This is a genomic window from Collinsella aerofaciens (genome assembly GCF_009876115.1).
Classification (GTDB): domain Bacteria; phylum Actinomycetota; class Coriobacteriia; order Coriobacteriales; family Coriobacteriaceae; genus Collinsella; species Collinsella aerofaciens_N.
On record NZ_WWSY01000003.1, the window covers coordinates 131,667 to 156,039 of the forward strand.

The following is a 24,373-nucleotide window of genomic DNA, read 5'->3' on the forward strand; positions in this document are numbered from 1 at the left end:
ATCTAGGGATTAACCTAAATGGGATGCCGATCGCCAGACCGGCATCCCAAAATTACCATCAGCCAGTTTACCCCAGGTTAGGGAGAACTGTATGTTTCCCATGAGGTCTACGTAAATACTTGACCCTCACGGAAGCTGCAAACTCTTAGGCGAGCTCAGCGGTACCCAGCTCGGCGTGTTTCTGCGGATCGACATAGAGGTGCTTGATGCGATCGGAGCCGGCGATGGTGTGCGTGTAGAACATCACCGGGATGACCGGGCAGTCGGCAGCGACCATTGCGTCGGCCTCCTGCATCTTAGCGACGCGCTCTTCGTCGTCAACCGTGGTGCGAGCCTCGTCGACCTTGGCGTCGAACTCAGGGTTGTTGTAACCAGAGCGGTTGTCGCCACCGAGGGAGTCGGAGTGGAACAGCGGATACAGGAAGTTGTCCATGATCGGGTAGTCGGCAATCCAGCCCAGACGACCGAACTGATAGTTGAAGTTCTGGTACTGCTCGAGCAGCGCAGACCACTCAGGGGTATCGGAGACGGCGGTAACGCCGACCTTGGCGAGGTCGCCGATGATGGACTCCATGATCTCCTTGTGGCCACCGTCCTGGTTGTAGGAAAGGGTCACGCTAATGCCACGGTCGCCGTTGGCACCGGCAGGAGCAACCTTGTCGAGGTACTCGTTAGCCTTGTCGACGTCGTAGGCGCAGAACTCCCATGCGCCCTCCTTGTAGCCATCGATGCCCGGAGGAACAATGCCGTCGGCGGGGGTACGGGTACCCTTGAAGATGGTCTTGCAGATGGCCTCGCGGTTAATGGCCAGGGAGATACCCCTGCGCAGGTCGGCGTTGTTGAACGGCTCGGCCGTGGTGTTGCAGGTCAGGTAGTAGGTGGAAGGCTCGGCGCCGAGCAGCATGCGCTCGCCGTCGCCCATGGTGTAGCCGTCCTTGGACACGCCGCGATCCTTCTTGGCAGCGTCGATCTGAGCAACGGGAACGTCGCAGATATCGAGGTTACCGGCCTGGAACTCCTTGTAGGCGGTCTCCATGTCCTTGATGACCTGGAAGTGGATGCCATCGATCTTGGCCTTGTCGCCATAGTAATCGTCGAACTTCTTGAGGTTGATCTCCTGACCATCCTCCCACTTGCCGTCCATCATGAACGGGCCGTTACCGATCGGGGCAAGGTAGAAGCTCTTGACATCGGACTCGGCGCACTCGGGAACCGGGGACAGAGCCGGGTGAGAGGCGACGAAGGGGAAGTCGGCGTAAGCGGAAGACAGCTTAACGACGAGGGTCTCATCGTCGGGGCAAGTAACACCGCTGAGCTCGGTAGCGTTACCGGCAAGTAGATCGTCATAGCCCTCGACCATGGAAAGGTGATAGGAGACCTCGGAAGGACCGTACTCGGTAGCGATGGCCGACTTGGTGTTGACCAGACGCTCCCAAGCGAGCTTGAAGGACTTGGAGGTAACGTCGTCACCGTTGTGGAACTTGGCCTTCTTGATCTTGAAGGTGAACTCGGTGGCGTCGTCGTTGGCCTCGAAGGACTCGCAAGCCAGCGGGACGATCTTGCCCTTCTCGGCGTCGTAAGAGGTCAGAGCATCGAACAGCTGGTACTCGACCTGAGTGCCCTGATCCTCCTGGACGTTGTAGGGGTCGATGCAGACCGGGTTGTTAATGTAGAAGTTCAGCGTCGAACCGGACTCAGAACCGGAAGCGTCGCCGCCCTTCTTGCCGCATGCGGCAAGAAAAGCCATGGAGCTCGCAGCAAGGGTACCGCCGACAAAGGCGCGACGACCCATAACGGGCTGGTGGAACATAGAATCAGCCATGCCATCCTCCTTATGAGATAGGACAAAGAAATGTTCAGTCGGACATATGTCGAGACAATCCGATCCGAACCATCAAAACGCCGCCCGCTGCTATGGCTGGTTATGCACAACAGACCAACGTTTTGCAATACAGTAGCGCATTTTATGCACGATTTGGGGCTAATTCCGGTTAACGGTCGAGAATTTCTTTAGTTGGGCGAAGTATGTGGGGATATTTTGACTCTGTTACAAGTCTGTAAACAAAAAGGGCCCCGCACATGCGGGACCCTTTACAAACGTATAAACGCCGATGCTTAGTAGCCGACGATGCCCTGCGGGAAGAAGAACATGCACAGGACGACACACACGGCAAAAACGACGGCCATAATTACCGTCAGGCGATCGAGGTTCTGCTCCATGACGCCCGTGGCGGAGCTGGAGTTATACAGCGAGCTAGCGATCATATCCGAAACGCCGGTGCCCTTACCGGAATGCATCAGGACGAGAATCGTCAGCGCCACGGCAGAGACAGCCCAAACGACAAACAGAAGAATCTGGAACGGACCCATAGATAAGCTCCTTAATAGAACAATTCAAACTCCAGTACTGTACCACAACCCCCAACACTCCCCCACCTGCCATTTATGGACGGGGTAGAAATGGCAGAAATACCAAAAAAGGGGGTCGTCCAGTTGTGGACAACCCCCCTACTAGAAAACGATATTTGTTTTCCTATTAGGCCTCGGTGGCGAGCACGCGACCCGTCATCTCGGCGGAAGGCTCAATACCAGCCATGGTGAGCATGGTCGGAGCGATATCGGAAAGACGGCCGTCCTCGATACCGGTGAGCTTGACCTTCTCATCAACGATGATGAACGGCACGCGGTTGGTGGTGTGAGCCGTAAACGGATGCTTGGAACCGTCGGAAGCAACGTCAAACATGTGATCGGCGTTGCCATGGTCGGCGGTAATCAGCGCAAAGCCGCCCTTGGCGAGAATCGCCGGGACAACCTTGGACAGGGCATCGTCAACAGCCTCGACGGCCTTAACGGCGGCGTCGAAGACACCGGTGTGACCAACCATGTCGCAGTTCGCGAAGTTCACGATGTAGAAATCAGCGCGATCCTCGTTGATTGCGGCGACGAGCTTCTCGGTAACCTCGGGAGCGCTCATCTCAGGCTGCAGATCGTAGGTAGCGACCTTGGGGGAAGCGACGAGCACGCGCTCCTCGCCCTCCTTGGGCTCCTCGATGCCGCCGTTGAGGAAGAACGTCACGTGAGCGTACTTCTCGGTCTCGGCGGTGTGCAGCTGCTTCAGGCCATTGGCGGCGATAACGTCGGCCAGGACGTTCTCGGGGAACGTCTTGGGGAAGGCGACTTCGACGTCAAACGTCGGGTCGTACTCGGTCATCGTCACAAAGTGCGAGAGCTTGATTTGCTCGCGCTCAAAGCCGTCGAACTCCTTGTCCGTGAACACGCGGGTCATCTGACGAGCGCGGTCGGGACGGAAGTTGAAGAAGATGGCCGCGTCGCCCTCGTGGATGCCCTCGTTGTGGGCAGCGAAGGGCTCGACGAACTCGTCGCCGCGCGGATCCTTCTCGTAGTAGGCCTTGATACCGGCAACGGGATCGGTATCGGCATCGGACGCGTTGACCATGACATCGTAGGCGCGCTGGATGCGCTCCCAACGGTTGTCGCGGTCCATGGCCCAATAGCGGCCCGAAACGGTGGCAACGCGAGCGTCGCAACCGGTCTCCTCGGAGATCTTAGCCAGGAAGGCGCAAAACTCACTCATGTAGCCGGCACCGGACTGCGGGTCGACGTCGCGGCCATCCATAAAGGCGTGGACGCGAACGGTCTTGACGCCATGCTGGGCAGCCATCTTGACCAGAGCCTCGACGTGGTTCATGTGAGAATGAACACCGCCAGGGCTCATAAGGCCCATGAGGTGAAGAGTCTTGCCTTCGGCCTTGACATCGTCCATAGCCTTGACGAAGACCTCGTTCTTGGCGATGGAGCCGTCCTTGATGGCATTGTTGATGCGCGAAAGCTCCTGGAACACGATGCGGCCGGCACCGATGTTGAGGTGACCCACCTCGGAGTTACCCATCTGGCCATCGGGAAGGCCCACGTCCTCGCCCGAAGCGCCGAGCGTGGTGTGGGGGTACTGAGCGTACAGGCTATCAAGGAAGGGCGTCTTAGCAGCGGCGACGGCGTTCTCGCCATCGGCCGGAGCAAGGCCGCAACCATCCATGATGATCAGGAGTGCAGGAAGATGACGCTGTGCCATATGTCCTACTCGCCTGCCTTGACGACCATAGAGGCGAAGTCGGCAGCCTTGAGCGAAGCGCCGCCCACGAGGGCGCCGTCAACGTCGGGCTTAGCGACGAGCTCGGCAATGTTGCCGGGCTTAGCGGAACCACCGTAAAGGACACGAATGCCGTCGGCGAGCTCCTCGCCAAACATCTCCTTGAGGGTCTCACGGATAGCGCCGCAGACCTCCTGAGCGTCCTCGGCGGTAGCGGTCTTGCCGGTGCCGATGGCCCAGATGGGCTCGTAGGCGACGACGACCTGCTTGGGGCAGGTGATCTCAAGACCAGCAAGGCCAGCCTTGACCTGGTTCACGACGTGCTCGACATAGGTGCCAGCCTCGCGGACCTCGAGGGACTCGCCGCAGCAGAAGACAGGAACAAGACCGGCGGCAACGAGAGCCTTGGCCTTCTTGTTCTGATCCTCGTCGGTCTCGTGGAAGTAGTCGCGACGCTCGGAGTGGCCGATGATGCAGTAGGTGCAGCCAGCAGACTTGAGCATGTCGCAAGAGGACTCACCGGTGAAGGCACCCTTGGCCTCCCAGTACACGTTCTGTGCACCGAGGGCGATGGGGGCAGCCTGAATACGGTCATGAACCGTGGTGATGTCGATGGTCGGAGGGCAGACGAGCACCTCGACGCCAGCCGGAACCTCGGGCAGAGCCTGAGCCAGCTCGTCGGCGAGCTTGGCGGCCTCGGCGACGTCGTTGTTCATCTTCCAGTTACCAGCGATAAGAAGGGTGCGATTAGGCATCGAGAAGCGCCTCCACTCCGGGCAGGGCCTTACCCTCGACGAGCTCCATGGAAGCGCCACCACCGGTGGAGATCCAGCTCATCTTGTCGGCCAGGTTGAACTTGTTGACAGCTGCGACGGAGTCGCCACCGCCGATGATCGAGGTGCAGTCGGCCTCGGCGACAGCCTCGGCGATAGCCTGGGTGCCGTGAGCGAAGTTGTCGAACTCGAAGACGCCCATGGGGCCGTTCCAGAACACGGTCTTGGCACCCTTGACGGCCTCGGCGTAAAGCTCCTCGGTCTTGGGGCCGATGTCCATGCCCTCGCGATCGTCGGGGATAGCGTCGGAAGCGACAACCTCGGGGACAGCGTCCTCGCCAAAGTGATCGGCAACGCGGTTGTCGATGGGGAGCAGGATCTTGACGCCCTTCTCCTCGGCCTTCTTGAGCATCTCGCCGGCGCGCTCGACCCAGTCCTCTTCCTTGAGGGACTGACCGACGGTCAGGCCCTGAGCCAGGAAGAAGGTGTAGGCCATGCCGCCACCGATGATCAGGGTGTCAGCGGAGTCGATGAGGTGATCGAGAACGCCGATCTTGGAGGAAACCTTGGAACCGCCGACGATAGCGACGAAGGGGCGCTCGGGCTCGGCGAAGATGCCGGTCAGCGTGTCGACCTCCTTCTCGAGCAGGAAGCCAGCGACGGCAGGCAGGTAAGCGGCGGGGCCCACGACGGAACCCTGGGCGCGGTGAGCGGTGCCGAAGGCATCGAGAACGAAGACGTCACCATAGGAAGCGAGCTTCTTGGCGATCTCGGGATCGTTCTTCTTCTCACGCTTATCGAAGCGGACGTTCTCGAGAACGAGAACCTTGCCCGGCTCGACGGCAGCGACAGCCTCGGCAGCTTTCTCGCCGTAAGTGTCGGCGACAAAGGCAACGTCGAGACCAGAGAGCTCGGCGAGCTTCTTGGCGACGGGCTCGAGGGACAGCTCGGGCTGGAAGCCGGTGCCATCGGGACGGCCGAGGTGGCTCATGAGGATGACGCGAGCGTTGTGCTCAACGAGATAGTTGATGGTGGGCAGGGCAGCCTTGATACGGGTGGTGTCGCCAACGACGCCATCCTTGATAGGCACGTTGAAGTCAACGCGGACGAGAACGCGCTTGCCGTCGACATCGATGTCGCGGACGGTCTTCTTGGTAAAGGCCATGTTTGCTTCTACCTTTCGTACGTGTCTGCCTCCCATTACGGCAGACGATTTCCTATAAAAAGGGCGCGACCCTAGGGTGTAAGCCCTATAAGGCCGCGCCCTTCTTTAGACGCTCAACGAGCTATTCGCTAAAAGCTAAATTAAGCAACGAACTTCTCGAAGTACTTGATGGTGCGAACCATCTGAGAGGTGTAAGAGTTCTCGTTGTCGTACCAAGAGGTGACCTGAACGAGGGTCTGGCCGTTGCCGAGGTCAGAGCACATGGTCTGAGTGGCATCGAAGATGGAGCCATGGGTCTCGCCGATGATGTCGGTGGAGACGATGTCGTCCTCGTTGTAACCGAAGGTCTCGGAGATGGTGGCAGCGTAGGCCTTCATAGCGGCGTTGACCTCGTCGACGGTGACCTTCTTGTCAACGACAGCGTAGAGGTTGGTGATGGAGCCGGTCGGCGTCGGGACGCGCTGGGCGGCACCGATGAGCTTGCCGTTGAGCTCGGGGAGAACCAGGCCGATAGCCTTGGCAGCACCGGTGGTGTTGGGGACGATGTTGACGGCGCAGGCACGGCTACGACGCTTGTTGCCCTTGCGCTGCGGGCCGTCGAGCGGCATCTGGTCACCGGTCCAGGCGTGAATGGTGGTCATGATGCCGGACACGATGGGAGCGAAGTCGTTCAGACCCTTGGCCATCGGGGCGAGGCAGTTGGTGGTGCAGGAAGCAGCGGAGATGATGTTGTCCTCAGCGGTCAGCGTCTCATGGTTGACGTTGTACACGATGGTGGGCAGATCGCTGCCGGCCGGAGCGGAGATGACGACCTTCTTGGCGCCAGCGTTGATGTGGGCCTGAGCCTTAGCCTTGCTGGTGTAGAAGCCGGTGCACTCGAGAACGACGTCGACGTCGAGGTCGCCCCAAGGCAGGTTGTTGGCGTCGGCCTCCTTGTAGATCTTGATCTCCTTGCCGTCAACGGTAATGGAATCCTCGCCAGCAACGACCTCGTGATCGCGAGCGTAGTTGCCCTGCGTGGAGTCGTACTTCAGCAGGTAAGCGAGCATATCGGGAGAGGTGAGGTCGTTGATAGCGACGATCTCGGAGCCCTCATGACCGAACATCTGACGGAAAGCCAGACGACCGATGCGACCGAAGCCGTTAATAGCAACCTTTACTGCCATTGTGTCTCCTTTCGTAAGGCCCCCGCAAGCTACAGCGCCTGCCGTTGAGGCCCACAAACTAACCACTCGCCTAATATACCTTTTTTTTGACTTGAATTTCACGAGAATGCTCGAAATTGAAAATCAAATTTACGTTAAAACGTTTTAAAGAATAAAATAGCAGCTAAATCCGTATATAAGTCGATACTTTAGACTACCTGTTTGCTTCAATGAGCTTTTCAAGCCTCAAAACTCGATGGTAGAGGGCCGACTTCGACAAGGGAGGGTCAGCCATCTCCCCCAGATCGCGCAGTGACAGATCGGGATAGCGCTCGCGCAGGTCGCAAAAGACCGCCAAGGCGTCCGGAAGCGTGTCGCGCAAACCCCGCTGTTCGAGCTCATCGATCAACGCAAGCTGATGCTGGGCGGCACCCGCGCTTCTGGTCTGATTGGCCAGCTCGGCATTCACGCGACGGTTCACGTCGTTCTTAACCAATTTGACCGCGCGCGCTTCCTCGATCTCGGCAACGCTGCGCTTGGCGCCGACCAGCTTTAGGAGCTGCTCGATCTCCTCGGCGCTCTTAATGTAGACGGCAAAGGACCCGCGCCGCGCGTTAACGCGCGCATGGACCCCAATCTGCTCCAATAGATCGCAAAGTCCCCGGGCATACTGCTCGCCCTGCACCGCGATCTCCAAATGAAAGTCGCCGCGGGGATCGGCCACGAAACCGCCGGCGATGAGCGCGCCGCGGATGTAGGCAAGCCTGCAGCAGGGACGGGCAACGATGTGCCGGGGAACACCAGCGACGAGCCCTCCCCTGCGGTCGAGAATGCCCAGCAGCACCAGAGCCTTGTCCAGGTCGGGTTGATCGGGCAGGGTAATGAGATAGTTACGGACCTTATGCAAGACCGACTTACGAACGGTGAATTCCGTTTTGAGCTTAAGGATGCGATGCGTCAGTGTGATCATCGTGCGCGCGACGGCACCCGTCTCGGTCGCGACCGTCAAACGATACCGCCCGGAGCCGGCCAGCGAAAGTGTACCGCTCACACGCGTCAGGGCGGCAAGCGTCGACAAATCGCAGTATTCACATTCGGGTTCGCAGCGCGCGAGCTCGTCACGCACCTCGGCGGTAAACGACATGCAGGCCTATGCTTTCGTGTTGGCGCGCGACAAGTCGCGATGAGAAATGCTCACGTGATATTGGGCGCCTTCCAAATAACGTGCCGTGGCCTCGGCGATGGCAACGCTGCGGTGTTGACCGCCCGTGCAACCGATGGCAATAGAAAGCTGTGGCTTGCCCTCCGCGATATAGCCGGGCATGACCGTATCGAGCAGCTGCGTCCAGGCCTTCCAGAACTCCTGGGTCTTGGGATGGTCCAGAACAAAGTCGGAGACTTTCTTATCGAGACCGGTCATGGTGCGCATCTCGGGATCGTAGAACGGATTGGGCAGGAAGCGAACGTCGATCATAATGTCCGCCTCGACGGGCATACCGTGCTTAAAGCCAAACGAGAACACGTGAACGTCCATGAGCTGCTGGTCGGACAACTCGGAGAACGCCATGCGCAATTTGTTGCGCAGAGCAGAGGTGCGCAAGCGGCTCGTATCGATAATCATGTCAGCTCGGTCGCGAACGCCCTGCAGCTGCAGGCGCTCGCGCTGAATCGCATCGGCCGTAGTCTCCCCCGGCTTGGCAATGGGATGGCGGCGGCGGTTTTCACTATAACGACGGATCAGCACCTCGTCAGAGGCCTCGAGAAACACGATGTCACAGCTCATCTCGCGCTCCTCGAGTGCGGCAACGGCATCGAGCAGCTCATCGAACAAGCCCTGACTGCGCAGGTCGCAGGTGACGGCAAGATGCCTGCCCACGCCCGTATTGATGCCGACGAGTTCGGCAAGCTGGGCGATCAGACGCGGAGGCAAGTTGTCGATGCAAAAGTAGCCCATGTCCTCGAACACATGCATGGCCTGCGTTCGGCCCGATCCGGACATTCCGGTGATGATGACGATATCGGGGATGCGCTCCGAGCGCTCCGCCGCATCCATGGCATCTCCCTTTTGCATGTGTGCCTCCTAAAACAAGCGCGGGACCCGGCCAGCGGATCCCGCGCGATCAATTGCCTTTATTGAGTATACCGCCCCAAGCGGATACGAGGCCTGTCTTACGCCTCAAGCGCAGCCTTGAACCAACTTGTAATACTCGTGGGGTGCGTGATGGCGGTGCCGACGACAACTGCCCAGGCTCCCGCATCAATCGCGGCGCGGGCCTCCTCGGGCGTGTGCACGCGGCCCTCGCAGATGATGGGAAGGCCGGGGAATTCCTCGGTCGCCTGACGCAGGAGCGGCAGGTCGGGACCATCGGCCATGGTGCAATCGATAGCGGCAACACCATGAGAAAGCGTGGTGGACACCAGGTCGAAGCCCATGTCGACAGCACGACGAATATCCTCGATGGTGGCACAGTCGGCCATCAGGAGCACGCCCTCCTCGTGCAGCGGACGGAAGGTATCCTCGACGGTCTTGCCATCGGGACGCGGGCGATCAGTGGCATCAATTGCCACGATGTCGGCACCGGCGGCAACGCAGGCACGAGCATGACGCAGCGTCGGCGTGATGTAGACGCCCTCGTGCCCATCCTTCCACAAGCCAATGACGGGGACCTCGCAGCGGCCCTTAATGGCGGCGATGTCAGCAAGACCCTGGCAGCGAATAGCGGCGGCGCCGCCAAGCTCGCAGGCGCGAGACATCTGAGCCATGGTCTCGGGCGTACGAAGCGGCTCGCCCATATAGGCCTGAACGCTCACGACGAGCTTGCCCTTCAGGGATTGAATCAAAGGATCGACGGTCATGTTCGACTCAACCTTTCTCAAAATAGCCTTCTGAGACACCGCACCTTGACGTTCAAACCGTCGCTCGCGTACCGAAGTTCGCTTCGCTCCTCTTTCACGTCATCCTGCGGCACCTCAGAAGGCGCACTTGGTAGTTATGTTTACTTCAACGAGGCAAGAAGGTGTTCGGCGGCACCGATAAGCGGCGCATCGCCCTCCAGAGAACCGATAAGGATCGGTGTGTCCTGAAGCGGGTCGAGCGCCTGGCTGGCATAGCCCTCGTGCACCGAGTCCTTCCACGTCTGCGAGCGCCAATCGGGACCCTGGTGAATCACGCCGCCCGAAAGCACGATGACCTCGGGATCCAAGATGTTGGCAAGCGAGCCCAAGCTGGCGCCCAGCGCAAAGCCGGCGTCATGGATGACCTCGGTCGCCTTTGCGTCGCCAGCGCGGCACAGGTCGTTCACGTCGCGACCGACCGAAGGACGGCTGGGGTCAACTCGACCGAAGCGCTCATCGTACATACGACCAATGGAAGTGCCCGAAGCAACCGACTCAAGATGACCGGAACGCCCGCAGGCGCAGGGAATGCCGGCAGCAGCCGAGCACTCGATGTGGCCCATATGGCCGGCAGCACCATGGAAGCCCTGCATCACGCGGCCGTTCTCGACATATGCGCCGCCGATGCCCGTACCGATGCCAAGGCACAAGACGGAGAACTTGCCCTTACCGACGCCCCAGTGGGCCTCGCCCAGAGCATGAGCCTGCACGTCTCCCACCACGGCAACGGGAAGACCAAGGTCCTCGCGCAGGCGCGGCCCCAACTGAACGCCGGACCAGCCGGGCATGATCTCGTTGGCATACGCGATGGCGCCCGTCTTGGGATCGACGACGCCTGCGGCACCGATACCGACACCGAGGACCTCGACATCGGAATTCGCCTCAAGAGCGGCCTTGATGGACGCCTCGATACGCTGGAAGACGGCCTCGCCGCCCTCCTGGGCCTCGGTAGGAACCTCGGCCTCAAATACGGGATGGGGCACGCTGCCGTCAGCCGGATACTCCATAATGGCAGTCGCAATTTTGGTGCCGCCGATATCGACGGAGCAAACGTACTTGTTCTCCATGTCGCTCTCCTTAGGAGATAAAAACAACTACAGGAAATGCGCCGTCAGACTAGCCGCCACAGCGCGGTAAAGGTTTTCCAGGTGCCCGAGGTTGGGGTGAAAGCGGTCAGGCGTTGACCTAATGGGTCACGCCCGACCACTTGAGCCCCAAGATCGGGTGCCTGGGGAAGCTTTACAGGAGACCGTTGTCCTGGAGGACCTTCTTAATCGCCTCGACGTTCTCGCCGGTCATGGCCTTCACCGGGCGCGGCATGGTCGGGCTGTCGAAGATGCCCATGAGATTCATAGCGGTCTTGAAGGCACCAACGCCGCCGGCATAGCCCTGAACGCCCGAGGTGACATCCCAGATGTGGGAGATCTCGTTGAGGCGATCCTGCTCGGCCTTGACGGTAGCCCAGTCGCCGGCCTGAGCGGCCTTCCACTGGCGCACGTAGCCCTCGGGCTCAACGTTAGCGAGACCCGGGACAGAACCGTCGGCGCCACCGAGGTAGGCGCCGTCGACAACGACCTCGTGACCGGTGAGGATGCTCATCGGATGGCCGTTCTTCTCGTTCTCCTGAACGAGGTAGCGGAACGAGATGTCATCGCCCGAGGAATCCTTGACGCCGGCCAGGACGCCCTCGGCGCCGAGCTTAGCAAGGAGCTTCCAGGGGAGCTTGGTGTGGACGCACACGGGGATGTCGTAGGCGAAGATGGGCAGGTCGAGTTCCTCGTGCAGGATGCGGAAGTGCTCCTCGACCTCGGTCATGCCCTGCAGGGCATAGAACGGGCAGGTAGCGACAAGCGCATCGGCGCCCAACTCCTGAGCGACCTTACCGTGCTCGATCATGCGCTCGGTCTCGGTGTCGATGATGCCGACCAGAACGGGAACGCGGTGGTCGACGATGCGCACGGCCTCGGCGACGATCTGACGACGACGCTCGTCGGTGGAGAAGACGACCTCGCCCGAGGAGCCCAGGAAGAACAGGCCATCGACGCCGGCGTCGATCATGCGGTTGATGCTGCGCTCAAAGGAGGCAACATCGAGCTGGTGGTCTTCGGTATCGGGAACAACGACGGGAGGGATAACGCCGGTGAATTTCTGAGTTGCCACAAGAATCTCCTTAGTTGTCTGGCGGGCAGCCCTATGCCGCCCACTCTTGTTGGCAGTGTCCAGGCCGTCTAGGCCAAAGAACACGGGTAGAACGTTTGGTTAAAGAAGTCGACGACTTCGTTTTCGAACGCATTGATGCGCTCGTGAGCGTATTTGGCATAGATGATATGCCTCCGGTCACACTCAAGACCGTTGAATACGGCAAACTGTCCCTTGGGGTCGCTCACGGTATCCATAAGCGATGTGCCTATGAGCACCGATCCGCGCACCCGAGACGACAGCGCCTCGAGGCCACCGGGAACTGGATTGGCAACCGCCGTGCAGGCAAGGCCCTGCTCGTCCAGAGCAGAAACCGCCAGCGCAACTCCGCCGCCAAGACCCTCGCCCCATGCAAAAATGCGGTCGGGGTCCACGCCATCAAGATTGCGCGCGACCTTCGCCAACGCGCAGCCCCAACGGACGCGCTCGACAAAAGCGGGCGAAGCAATCCCCCGCTGCAGGTCGTCCGCACCAGCAGCATCGTCATCCAGCGCGAGGACGGCATACCCCATGGCGGCAAATCTCGTCATGTGATGCCAGCCGCGCACAGGCCGATCGATGTCGTGGAACATCAGGCACAGCGGCACACGCTCAGATACTCGGGCACGACCAACAGGCTCAATCAAACGAGCGTGGACCGCATCGTCACCGAGTTCAAAGGAAACCTCCGAGTAACGGGCGCAGGGGTTAACAAAGTCAATCGCCGTAATGGCCAGGCCTTGAATCTCAAGATTCGAAGCGCATGTCTCTAAATCAGAAACATCTGCTTGAACATCACCGTGCCAGTCCCGATATTCTGCGAGCCTTGACGAAACCGTTCCAGCAATCCCCGCAAGCTCGGGGACAATCAGCTCATCGATATTGCTCTCGCACTTAGACATGAGCCTCCCCTCCCTCACAGAAAAACGGAATGATCAGATCATCAAAGTCCTGAATCTCCTCGTGGCCAAAGCCCTCAAAGAACTCATGACGCTTTTCACAGGTCAGGTTGTTGTAGACCGCAAACTGCGTCGCCGGCGGACAGACGATATCGGCTGTGCCCGTGCCAAACAGAACGGGGCATTTGACCATGGGGGCAAAGTTCTTGGAATCGAAGTACGCCAGTTTGGCATAGGCTTCCTCGATACGAGTCGAGTCCTCGTCAAACCAACGCGACCAATAGCGCAGACCCTCGTAGGCAATATCGTCGGCGTCCAGATCCCAAACCAGGCGGAAGTCCGATAAGAAGGGATAGAGGATGGCCGCGCGATTGATAAGCTCGCTGTTAAGCGCGCAGGTCGCAATACCCAAACCGCCGCCCTGCGATGCGCCGTTCACATACACGCGGGTAAGATCGATACCCTCGAGCTCGCGAACGATACGGCACAGAATGCGGATATCCTGGTGCAAGCGGACATAGTAGAGATTGGCCGGGTCGCCGTCGATACCGGCGACGATATGGCCCGCGACCGTCGTGCCCTCAAATCCACCAATATCCTCGGAGGGGCCACCCTGGCCGGGGCAGTCGAGAGCAATGAGCGCCATGCCCATGCCCGCAAACGACGCCTGCTCAAACCAGCTGCGGCTCGCACCCGGATATCCATGGAACTGAAGCACCAGCGACACGGGCTCCTCCGAGACCGGCTTGAGGTACTTGGCATGCAGGCGTGCACCACACATGCCGGTATACCAGAGGTCGAAAAACCGACAGGTCGCGGAATCCGCAACCGAAGCCGCCTCAATCGCGTAGTCGAGCTCGACGGTGTCGGCCTCGGCCATGCGGTCCTTCCAAAAGAGATCGAAATCCGATGGACGGGGCATAGCGCCTCGATATTCACCAAATTGCTGTTGTAGCTCTTGAGCACTTGGCATGGCTCGTGAACCCAACCTTTCGAAATCGCAACGGAGGTGGGCCCGGCAAGGGAACCGGGCGCACGGGAGGGAAAGCGAGGCTACTCGCCGAGCTTGGGATGCAGCAGCGACGGCGCAGCGCCGAGCAGCATCTTGGTGTAGGGGTCCTGAGGGTGCTGGAAGACCTGCTTGGCCTCGCCATGCTCGACGATCTTGCCGCCATTCATAACGATGATGTCGTCAGAGATATAGCGGACCGTCTGGATGTCATGGCTGATGAACACCATGGCCAGGCCGAGCTCCTTCTTAAGGTCGGTCAGCAGGTTCAGAATCTGCGCACGGACCGAAACGTCCAGAGCCGAGGTGGGCTCGTCGGCGATGATGGCATCGGGGTTCAGCGACAGGGCACGGGCAATTGCGACGCGCTGGCGCTGGCCGCCCGAAAGCTGGCCGGGAAGAACCTCGGCGGCGGAGCTGGGCAGACCGGTGAGCTCCAAGAGCTCCTTGACGCGCTTCTCCTGCTCGGCCTCGGTACCCAAGTTGTGGACGCGCATGGGGTCGAGCAGTTGCTCGCGAACGACCATGCGGGGGTTGAGCGCCGTGGCCGGGTTCTGGAACACGACCGAGATGACGCGGCCCATGTGGCGACGGTCCTCGGCGGTGCGCTTGGTAACGTCCTTGCCCTTAAAGTAGACCTTGCCGCTCGTGGGGGCCTGCAGGCCGCACATGACGTTGGCGGTGGTGGATTTACCGCAACCGGACTCGCCGACGATGCCGATCGTCTGACCGGGCATGAGCTTAATCGTTACACCCTGGACGGCGTGAACCAGGTTGGGGTGCAGAATCGAGCCGGTACGGGTCCTAAAGGTGACGTGGACGTCATCAAGGAAGATGATCGGCTCGACGCCGTTTACTGCGGTCTCGCTCATCTACATCACCTCCGCGTGAGGGGTCAAACCATTTGCCTTGAGCACCTCGTCGGGGAGCTCGGAATAGAAGTGCTCGGTGCCGGGCACGCGCTTGAAGACCGGACGGGTGTCCAGACCAATACGCGGGTGGCTCGAGCGGGGCGCGAAGCGATCGCCCTTGGGGAAATCGCGCGGGCTCGGAACGGCGCCGGGCACCTGGTGCAGGCGGCCCGAACCGCTCTCGATGGACAGAACGGAACCCAGAAGACCGCGAGTGTACTCGTGGATCGGGTTGGTGAGCAGCTCCTTGGTGGGCGCCTGCTCGATAACCTGGCCGGCGTACATAACCGTGATGTTATGAGCGACCTCGGCGACCAGTGCCAGGTCGTGCGAAACGAAGATCATGGCAAAGCCGAGCTTGGCCTGAAGGTCGTTAAGCAGCTTGATGACCTGCTTCTGGACGGTAACGTCCAGAGCGGTCGTGGGCTCGTCGCAGATGACCAGCTTGGGGTCGCGGGTAAGAGCCATGGCGATCAGAACGCGCTGACGCTGACCACCGGAAAGCTCATGCGGATAGCTCTCGAGCGTACGCTTGGGGTCGAGGCCCACGAGCTCCAGGAGCTCCTCGGCGCTACGGGTGCCGCCACGCTTGGTGAGCTGCTTCATCTGAGCGGAAATGAGCATGGAGGGGTTAAGCGAGGACAGGGCGTCCTGGTAGACCATGGCGATATCGGTACCGCGCAGGCCGAACCACTCCTTCTTGCTCATCTTGAGCAGGTCGCGGCCCTCCCAGAGAACCTCGCCGGAAAGATGCTCGTCATCGTCGGTCAGACCCATGATGGCCAGCGTGGTGATGGACTTACCGCAGCCGGACTCGCCTACCAGGCCCATGGTCTGGCCGGGACGGACGTCAAAGTTGACGTGGTCGACGACGTTGATATCACCGTGGTGTTCAAACTGGATGCAGAAGTCACGGACCGAGAGAATCGGTTCGACAGACTCGTCGGGCACATGGCGATCGTCACGCTTGAGCTCGACATCGCGCAGGGCGCCAAGGCGAGCGGAGAGGGACTGGGCCTGCTCCTTGTAGGCACGAACGGGGTCGGAGACCAGCAGGTCGGCCTCGCGACGCTTGGAGGAATCGGTCGGATCCAGGGCGGCGGAGGGAGCAGCGGCCATGGCGTCGGTAATGCCCTCGGAGAGGATGTTGAGCGCCAGGCAGGTGATCATGATGGCCAGGCCCGGGAACAGCGCCTGCCACCAACGGCCAGCGAGCACGCCGCCGCGGGCGTCGGCGAGGATGTTGCCCCAGGTAGCGGTGGGCTCCTGGATGCCAGCGCCGATGAAGGTCAGCGAGGCCTCGAAGATGATGGCGTCGGCGACCAGGGTAACGGTGAAGACCATGATCGGGGCGATGCAGTTACGCAGAACATGCTTGATCAAAATCCACGGAGCCTTGGCGCCGGAAACGATGACCGCGCGGACATAGTCCTCGCCGTACTCGGACACGATATTGGCGCGGACGATACGGGCAATCTGCGGAGTGTACATAAAGCCGATGGCGAAGATGATCGACGGCACGGAATTGCCCAGGATGGAGACGAAGACGGCCGCGAGGGCGATGCCCGGGATGGACATGATGATGTCCAAGATACGCATGATCGTCTCGGAGACGGCCTTGCGCGAAACCGCTGCAAGGGCGCCCACGACCGAGCCGCAGACCAGAGCCATGGCGGTGGCGCCAAAGCCGATAATCAGCGAGTAACGACCACCGTAGAGCATACGCGACAGAATGTCGCGACCCTTATCGTCGGTACCGAAGATAAATCCGTTGCCGGGAGCCTGTCGAGCCGTAAAGATCTCGACCGGGCTATAGGGGGCAAGAAGGGGCGCCAGAATCGCAGTCAGGGCGACCAGCACCAGCACGACGGCGGCAATCTTAGAAGACAGCGTCATCTTCTTCCAGCCACCGAGCTTGAGCCCCTTGGAGGCAGCCTTCTCGAGCTGCTCGGTTTGCTTCTCTCGAATCTTTACCATAATCTACACCGTCCTGATGCGCGGGTTGATGAGCAGGTAGAGCATGTCAACCACGATGTTGATGATGATGAAGGCAAGAGCAACGACGATAACGACGCCCTGAACCAGGTTCGCCTCGTTGCCCTGAACGCCCTGCAGAATCGCGGTGCCCATGCCGGGGAGGTTGAAGATAACCTCGATGACGACGGCGCCGCCCATGAGGTAACCGATCTTAAGACCGAGGGTGGTGACCGGGGTGATTAGCGCATTGCGAAGAACGTTGATGCCGACGACGACCTTCTCGGGAACGCCGGCGCCGCGAGCCATACGGACATAATCCTTATCGAGCTCCTCGACCATGGCGGTACGCACGATACGAGTCATCTGGCCCGTCAGCGGAAATGCCAAGGCGATAGCGGGCATGATCATACGTCCCAGATAGCCAACCGGATTCGTGGTGAAGTGAGGCAGAGCACCCGATGCCGGGAGCACCTTAAGGTAGGAAGAGAACAGCAGGATCAACAGAACGGCAAGCCAGAACGACGGGGTTGCCAAGCCGGCGATGGAAAAGACGCGGATCACTTGGTCCGGCCATTTGTCGCGATACAGAGCCGCGATGACGCCGAGCAAAAACGAAACGACCGCACCGATGGCAAGACCGATGAAGGTCAGCTGCATCGTGACGGGCAGGGCCGTGGAGATGCGCTTGGCAACGGAGTTGCGAGCAGCACCATAGGTGCCCATGTCGCCATGGATCAAATCGCCCATATAGCGCACGTAGCGCACGGGCCAGGGGTCGTCCAGACCATACTTCTCATGGTACTCGGCAACCGCCTCGGGCGAGGCACCGTCACCCAACGCCGTGTAGGCGGGGTCGGTCTTGGAGAACGACATAAGGAAGAACACCAGGACGGTGACGCCCAATGCCATGATCGGCAGCGCCACAAGACGCCTTCCAATCAAACGTAGCAAGTTGTTCACGTTCTCTCCCCTTTCTTTTGTCGGTAGGACCAACTGGTATATGAGTACGGATACTCATTACAAGACCCGAGCGACATCGTTGCCGCCCGGGTCTTTGTTTCAACTATGAGGATACGGTCCCAACGACCGACATCCTGCATACAGACTCAAGCGAGTCTTACGCCTTGACGGTCGCAACGCCCCTGAAGGACATGCTCGTCGTGCCTATGCCCTTGAAGCCATCGAGGGCCTCGCCGTTGGGCGCAGTGGACGGATCGTCCCAGGAAGCGGAGACGGTCTTGACGTGGACAACGGGGTACAGAACGGCGTTGTCGGCAATGATGTCGAAGCACTCGTTCCACTTCTTCTGCTGCTCGTCGCCCTCGGCGGCAAGAGCCTCGTCCATGAGACCGTGGAGCTTCTGCCACTCAGCGGACTCCTTCCACGGGCAACGGGTCTGCATCCAGACGTTGTCGCCGTACCACCAGTTGAGCAGCAGGTCGGGGTCGGCGCCGAAGCAGGAAGGATCGCCAGGGGCAAGGAGGATATCGTAGGCCTCGCCGCCGTCGATGGCAGCGTAAGTGGCCGGCGAGGTATCGGTCTGGATGGTCACATCGAAGCCGAGAGCGTCGAGGTCGTTCTTGACCTGGGCGGCCATGCCCTTAATCTGCTCGTTGTCAGTGGTGCGCAGGGTGATGGCACCCGGGGTGATGCCAGACTCCTCGATGAGCTTCTTAGCCTTCTTGGCGTCGGTCTTGTACACCGTGGAAGCCTCATGATAGTTGGTGAAGCTCTTGGGCAGGTAGCAGCTGGCAGCGGTGGCAAGGCCGGCGAAGGTGTTGCTGACCATCTTCTCGGTGTCGAGCGCATACATGACAGCCTGACGGACCTTGACGTTGTTCCAAGGCTCCTTGGCGACGTTGAACATGATGAAGCGGGTGCCGAAACCCTGAACGTTATCGATCTTGCAGCCGGCGCTCTCGAGCTGGTCGACGGCGTCAGCGGTAACGAGCTCCATAACGAGCGTGGAGCCCTCCTGCTGAGCGGTAACGCGAGCGGTGGGGTCGGTCAGGATGCTGTACTGGATCTTCTTATCCTCGGCAGCATACTCACCGTTGTACTCGGGGTTGGGAACCAGGGTGATCTCGGTATCGGAGATAGAGTCGTACATCCAGGGGCCGGAACCGATCGGCTGCTTGGCGCGATCCTCCTCGGCCTGGGTGGCCGGGGTAACACGGATGATGGCCAGACGATCCTTGAGCAGGGAGAAGTTGGGGACCTTGGTCTTGACCGTTACAGTGCTGGCGTCCTTGGCCTCGATGGACTCGAAGGGCTGGAAGAACGGAGCGTAGGTAGCAGAAGCGGCGCAAGCGGTGTAGGAAGCGACGACGTCGTCAGCAGTGACCTCGGTGCCATCGGAGAACTTTGCGCCCTTGCGGATGGTGACCTCGAAGGTAGTGTCGTCCACGGACTTGGGATCGTCGGTGGCGAGCTCGTTGAAGGTGCTGTAGTCGTGGTAATCGATGCCGTAGAGGCCCTCGATGACGTGCCAGTTAGCACCCAGGCCCACAGCGGAGCCGGTGCTGGCGGGGTCGAAGCTGGACGGAGCGTAAGCGGAACCAGCGGTGATCACGCCGCCGCCACGGTTGGCGGAATCGGTGGAACCGGAAGCGGAACCCTCGTCGCTAGAGCTGCCACCGCAGCCGGTGAGACCAAGCCCTGCGACAGCAGCGACGCTGCCGGTGAGGCCGAGGAACGAACGCCTGGACATACCCTTGTTGATGATGGCCATGTCTTCTCCTATCAATAGAGAATCTTACCCGGGAGCACCTAGACTTGCCCCCGCGCAACTTGCGGACGATATATACCTTACCTACCGACGAACCCAACTGAGGTGCCGCGCTCGGCGACCGATACATACATACGCTTGAACGGTATTTACTACCGTTCACCGAATTCATTGACAAATGATTCGACAGACAGTATGTATCGACGAGGTGAGATATCAGTCTTCGTCAACCCGCAGGATAGCAGTGTTGTTCACCATGGCTAGTCAAACGTTTTAGCGTTAATAAAACCCGAAATCGGCAGGTAATCACCGCGAAACAAATGATTGAAAATTGACCAATCATGTATATCAGTTGTTTAGAAGCGCGTTTAGTTTTCGGATCGGTTGGCCGATGCCTGGGCGCGCTCGGCATTCCATGCAACAAGTGCCTCGTGGACCGCTTTGGCGACATCGGCCGGAACGCCTCGAACTTCTGCAATCTCCTGCTCGCTTGCCGCGCGCAAACGCTTCATCGAACCAAAATGGCGCATAATGGCACGTTTTCTGGTGGGTCCCACACCCGGAACGTCGTCAAGCACCGAAACCGTCATAGCCTTATCGCGCAACTCGCGGTGGAACGTAATCGCAAATCGGTGGGATTCATCGCGAACCTGCTTGATCAGATAAAGCGAAGCGGAGCCGGTCGGCAGCACGACGGGAGTCTCGTCCCACGGCACGAAAACCTCCTCATCGGCCTTTGCCAAGCCACAAACTGGTATATCGAGGCCGAGTGCCTCGAGTTGCTTAATTGCAGCGGTCAATTGCGGCTTGCCGCCATCGACTACGAGCAAATCGGGGCGCGAGCCAAAGCGCTCGTCCGCCATGCGCTCGGGAGCATAGCGACGCCCCAGAACCTCGGACATCGATACGAAGTCGTTCGCCTCGTCCAATTCGGCCTGAATTTTAAAGCGACGATACTGGCCCTTGTCGGCACGGCCGTTGGTAAATACCACCATCGAAGCGACGGTAAAGGTGCCGTGCAACGTCGAGATATCGAAGCACTCGATGCGCAACGGCGGCGCAGGCAGCGCCAGCGCGCTTTCGAGCTCCAGGAGCGCCTGATTGGTGCGATCGTCAGCATACCCCGTGCGCATCATGTAGCGCATGAGGGCATGGCGCGCATTTTTGGAAGCCATATCGAGCAGGCGGTGCTTTTCGCCGCGCTGTGGCCTATGGAGATGGCAAGAGCGTTCGCGCTTGCCCGCAAGCCACTCCCCCAACGCTTCGGCATCCTCAAGCTCGACAGAGAGATTGATCTCGGCTGGAATATCAGCCGTCTCGTCGTAATAGCGCTTAAGGAAGCCCGATTGAAGCTCTTCCTCGTCGACATCCAGGCCTTTATCGAGGATGAACTCGCAAGTTCGAACCGTTCGGCCCTCGCGAACGACAAAGACACAGGCGGCAGAGATAGTCTCTTCTCGATAGAAGCCGATGACGTCGATATCGACGCTTGACGGAAAAACGACCTGTTGGCGATCGTCCAGGCCCCTAATGACTTCCAGGCGACGCTTAACGCGCGCCGCACGCTCAAAATCGAGCGTCTCGGCTGCCTCCGTCATCTCGGACGTAAGCTCGTCGACGACATCCTTGCGATGGCCCGACAAGAAACGTTCGACACGCTTGACGTTCTTGGCATAGTCGGCAGGCGAAATCGCGCCGACGCATGCGCCCGGTCCGCGCCCGACATGGTAGTCAAAGCAGGGACGCCCGTTTTGCGCGCAAATCATATTGACGATGTCTTCTTCGCCCTTATGAGATTCGACGATGCGGCGGCAGCGGCGCCATTCCGCACAGGATGCCGAGCAAATAGGAATAACCTTGCGTAGCGTATCGATGGTCTCACGCGCCGCACGGCTATCGGTATAGGGGCCAAAATAGCGCGTTCCCGGTTTATGACGCTCTCGCGTGTATTTAATAGCCGGAAACAAGTCGCTCTTGGTAATGGCGATAAAGGGATAGCTTTTATCGTCTTTGAGATCGACGTTAAAGTACGGATGGTACTGGCCAATCAGATTGCGCTCGAGCACCAATGCCTCGTGCTCGGTCTCCACCACGATATAGTCGAAGCTCGCCACCAGCTGCATCATGAGCGGAATCTTTTGACGCTCGTCCTGCAGCGTCACGTATTGACGCATACGGGCACGCAAGTTTTTTGCCTTGCCCACATAGATGACATCGCCCTTGGCATCTTTCCAAAGGTAGCAGCCGGGTTGCGTGGGAACGCGCGAAACCTGCTCGGCAAGTGTTGGAATGTTGTCGTGACCTGCCACACGCACCTACTTGCGACGAAGCAGCGCCGAGATCTCGGGCATCTTAAAGACGAAGGCAAGGCCAAAAGTCACGGCGAGCGAGACGACGCCTGCAACACAAACGTAGCCCAGGGTAATAAGGATCGAGCTGCCAAGCATTCCGACAAAGTGCTCAAGTGCCCACATGACGCCGACGCCCGCGGCAGCGCCCAAGCCACCGAACAACAGGCCGAAGAAACCGCCATGTAGGATAGACTTGACCTGAAGGCCATGCAGACGACGGCGCAGCCACCACAGTGAGCATCCGACCAAGACCACGTAGTCAACGACGTACGAAAGCGCAATTGCCGGCATACCGTAGCCCAGCACCACGCCAAACAGCAGCACCGAACCGGCCTGACCGATAGCGGAGTACAAGCAATAGCGGCTATAAGGTTTCATATCGAGCAGGGCCGAGAAGCTCTTCTGCATCAGCACGACCACGCCGTAGAGCGGCAGGGAAAGTGCCAGATAGATAAGGAACTCCGACACCAGCGCCACGCCGGATTCATCGAACTTGCCGGCGCAGTAGATCATGTTGAGTGGACGGGCGAAGACGATCAGGTACATCGCAAACGGAATCAGGAAGAAGAGCATCTGGGCGACACCGCGCGAAATGCCCGTGCGGACGCTGTCGTAATCCTTCTCCTGTGCATCGTGAGAGAGTTCGGTATAGAGTGCCGTCGAAAGCGAGGCAGCGATCAGCGCATAGGGCAGCGTGTACCACAGGCGCGCATATGCGATGACGGAAGGGCCGGTCTCGGGCTGCACCACCAGCGCGGCGGCATTGGTAATGGAAGTCGAGACAAACATGCACACCGTGGCGAGCAGCGTCGGGATACCAAGCGCAATCGTCTGTCGCAGCGCGGGGTCCTTAAAGTCGATATGGATATGAGGATGCACGCCATGCTTGCCGAGCGCGGGAATCTGACAGGCCATCTGGACAAAGACGCCGAGGGTCGTACCGGCTGCGATCAAGATAATACCGACCTGCTCGCCAAATTGTGCAGACACGGGAGCAAAGCCCATAAAGCTGGCGATGACGATGACATTGTTGAGAACCGGGGCAAACGTCGACCAGAAGTAGTCGCGGTGTGCGTTGAGAACACCCGAGAACACCGAGCCCAAGCCATAAAATAAAATTTGGATAGCAAAGAAGCGGAACATGAACGCAGCGGTATCCATGCTGCCGCCATCGCCCGAAAGGAACGACTGCGTCCAAATAAAGCCGGGAGCAAACACGGTGCCCAGCAGCGAGATGCCGCCCAGCAGCAGAAGCAGAATACCGAGCAGGTTGCCGACATACTCGTTCGATGCCTCGCGGCCCTGCTCGCGCCTCACACCCATATACACCGGCAAAAACGCCGTAACGAGCATGCCGCCCATCACGAGCTCGTAGAGCATGTTGGGCAGGTTGTTGGCAACCTGATAGGAAGACGAGAGCAGCGACATGCCGATAGCGGCCGCCATTGCCCACGTGCGGATAAAACCGGTGACGCGAGACACGATGGTCAGGATGGTCATAAGCCCGGCGGAACGACCAACCGTGGAGTAGTCCGACGAGCCCATGTCGTCAGTGTCGTCTCGCGACGAAGAAGCTTCGGATGAGGGTGTCTGAGGCGCAGATTCTTTTGCAAAATGAGCTCCGCACTTCAATTCTTCCTGCGGCATCGCTCAGTCCTCTCTCGTGATCGGGGCAACTGTCGCCCCGCAAAATGCAACTAAGTCATCGGGAGCAAGCTCAAGCTGATAGCCGCGCTTGCCACCCGAGATAAAAATGGTATCCCAAAGGACGCATGTCTCATCGATCAGCGTCCGGAAGCGCTTTTTCATACCGACCGGGCTGCAACCGCCGCGGACATACCCCGTCGCGGCAAGCAAATCTTTGACATGCATCATGGTCAGCGACTTTTCGCCTGCGGCGCGCGCGGCGGCCTTGAGGTCGAGCTCGTCGGCAACGGGAATGCAGCACACGACATGGTCGTTGGACGGCGTCGTGCAGACCAGGGTCTTAAATCCCTGACCGGGCTCCTCGCCAAGCTGCTCGGAAATCGCGACGCCCAGACCTGACGATTCATCGCCATCGTCTTCGTACGTATGGAGAACATAGGAGATGCCGGCGCTTTCCAGCTCGCGCATCGCATTGGTTTTTGACGTCTTAACAGCCTTTGCCATGGCACATCCTTTCCCTCGCAGAGCGACACAAAGATTAAGTATAGGGCCAATTCCGCCGCATATGCCATCTCGACACACAGAAG

Annotated in this window: 20 protein-coding genes; all 20 read right to left on the bottom strand. The window is 59.5% G+C overall.

Translation table 11 applies throughout. The annotated features are described in order from the left end of the window. Positions 1–145: 145 nt before the first annotated feature. The gene (locus tag GT571_RS03305; RefSeq protein ID WP_192934623.1) at positions 146–1,822 is read right to left on the bottom strand and encodes a peptide ABC transporter substrate-binding protein; all 1,677 of its coding nucleotides are present in this window, start codon (positions 1,820–1,822) and stop codon (positions 146–148) included. A 293-nt stretch (positions 1,823–2,115) separates the two neighbouring features. Beyond that, complete coding sequence (gene secG / locus GT571_RS03310; protein WP_006236144.1) at positions 2,116–2,370, bottom strand: preprotein translocase subunit SecG; 255 nt, start codon at positions 2,368–2,370, stop codon at positions 2,116–2,118. A gap of 166 nt (positions 2,371–2,536) precedes the next feature. After that, on the bottom strand, positions 2,537–4,090 hold the full coding sequence (gene gpmI, locus GT571_RS03315; RefSeq protein ID WP_161155454.1) for a 2,3-bisphosphoglycerate-independent phosphoglycerate mutase: 1,554 nt from the start codon (positions 4,088–4,090) through the stop codon (positions 2,537–2,539). A gap of 5 nt (positions 4,091–4,095) precedes the next feature. Beyond that, positions 4,096–4,863, bottom strand: coding sequence for a triose-phosphate isomerase (gene tpiA, locus GT571_RS03320; RefSeq protein WP_089572945.1), 768 nt, complete (start codon positions 4,861–4,863; stop codon positions 4,096–4,098). Beyond that, on the bottom strand, positions 4,856–6,046 hold the full coding sequence (locus tag GT571_RS03325; RefSeq protein WP_117564871.1) for a phosphoglycerate kinase: 1,191 nt from the start codon (positions 6,044–6,046) through the stop codon (positions 4,856–4,858). The genes tpiA and GT571_RS03325 overlap by 8 nt, the downstream gene beginning before the upstream one ends. A 140-nt stretch (positions 6,047–6,186) precedes the next feature. Then, on the bottom strand, positions 6,187–7,212 hold the full coding sequence (gene gap / locus GT571_RS03330; RefSeq protein WP_022094880.1) for a type I glyceraldehyde-3-phosphate dehydrogenase: 1,026 nt from the start codon (positions 7,210–7,212) through the stop codon (positions 6,187–6,189). 193 nt (positions 7,213–7,405) lie between these two features. Beyond that, positions 7,406–8,335 carry a DNA-binding protein WhiA gene (whiA, locus tag GT571_RS03335; protein WP_035138886.1) on the bottom strand — a complete coding sequence of 310 codons (930 nt, stop codon included), beginning with the start codon at positions 8,333–8,335 and terminating at the stop codon, positions 7,406–7,408. Positions 8,336–8,341: 6 nt separating this feature from the next. After that, positions 8,342–9,262 carry an RNase adapter RapZ gene (gene rapZ, locus GT571_RS03340; RefSeq protein ID WP_022094878.1) on the bottom strand — a complete coding sequence of 307 codons (921 nt, stop codon included), beginning with the start codon at positions 9,260–9,262 and terminating at the stop codon, positions 8,342–8,344. Between the two features lie 98 nt (positions 9,263–9,360). Next, complete coding sequence (locus GT571_RS03345; RefSeq protein ID WP_022094877.1) at positions 9,361–10,047, bottom strand: N-acetylmannosamine-6-phosphate 2-epimerase; 687 nt, start codon at positions 10,045–10,047, stop codon at positions 9,361–9,363. A 140-nt stretch (positions 10,048–10,187) separates the two neighbouring features. Continuing rightward, complete coding sequence (locus GT571_RS03350; protein WP_161155456.1) at positions 10,188–11,153, bottom strand: ROK family protein; 966 nt, start codon at positions 11,151–11,153, stop codon at positions 10,188–10,190. Between the two features lie 172 nt (positions 11,154–11,325). Next, on the bottom strand, positions 11,326–12,246 hold the full coding sequence (locus GT571_RS03355) for a dihydrodipicolinate synthase family protein (RefSeq protein ID WP_138375023.1): 921 nt from the start codon (positions 12,244–12,246) through the stop codon (positions 11,326–11,328). A gap of 68 nt (positions 12,247–12,314) precedes the next feature. After that, the gene (locus GT571_RS03360; RefSeq protein WP_161155458.1) at positions 12,315–13,166 is read right to left on the bottom strand and encodes an acetylxylan esterase; all 852 of its coding nucleotides are present in this window, start codon (positions 13,164–13,166) and stop codon (positions 12,315–12,317) included. Further along, positions 13,159–14,136: an acetylxylan esterase gene (locus GT571_RS03365; RefSeq protein WP_161155460.1), complete on the bottom strand. Its 978-nt coding sequence runs from the start codon at positions 14,134–14,136 to the stop codon at positions 13,159–13,161. The genes GT571_RS03360 and GT571_RS03365 overlap by 8 nt, the downstream gene beginning before the upstream one ends. Positions 14,137–14,216: 80 nt before the next feature. Beyond that, positions 14,217–15,044, bottom strand: coding sequence for an ABC transporter ATP-binding protein (locus GT571_RS03370; protein WP_035138891.1), 828 nt, complete (start codon positions 15,042–15,044; stop codon positions 14,217–14,219). Beyond that, entirely contained in the window at positions 15,045–17,060 is a 2,016-nt protein-coding gene (locus GT571_RS03375; RefSeq protein WP_035138893.1) for a dipeptide/oligopeptide/nickel ABC transporter permease/ATP-binding protein, read from the bottom strand. It lies immediately after the preceding gene. A gap of 3 nt (positions 17,061–17,063) precedes the next feature. Then, positions 17,064–18,020, bottom strand: coding sequence for an ABC transporter permease (locus tag GT571_RS03380; RefSeq protein WP_035138896.1), 957 nt, complete (start codon positions 18,018–18,020; stop codon positions 17,064–17,066). 157 nt (positions 18,021–18,177) lie between these two features. Continuing rightward, positions 18,178–19,791: an ABC transporter substrate-binding protein gene (locus GT571_RS03385; protein ID WP_161155462.1), complete on the bottom strand. Its 1,614-nt coding sequence runs from the start codon at positions 19,789–19,791 to the stop codon at positions 18,178–18,180. A gap of 365 nt (positions 19,792–20,156) precedes the next feature. Then, entirely contained in the window at positions 20,157–22,097 is a 1,941-nt protein-coding gene (gene uvrC, locus GT571_RS03390) for an excinuclease ABC subunit UvrC (RefSeq protein ID WP_338400634.1), read from the bottom strand. 6 nt (positions 22,098–22,103) lie between these two features. After that, positions 22,104–23,684 carry a murein biosynthesis integral membrane protein MurJ gene (gene murJ, locus GT571_RS03395; RefSeq protein WP_161155466.1) on the bottom strand — a complete coding sequence of 527 codons (1,581 nt, stop codon included), beginning with the start codon at positions 23,682–23,684 and terminating at the stop codon, positions 22,104–22,106. Positions 23,685–23,789: 105 nt separating this feature from the next. Continuing rightward, entirely contained in the window at positions 23,790–24,290 is a 501-nt protein-coding gene (ybaK, locus tag GT571_RS03400) for a Cys-tRNA(Pro) deacylase (RefSeq protein ID WP_161155468.1), read from the bottom strand. Positions 24,291–24,373 lie beyond the last annotated feature (83 nt).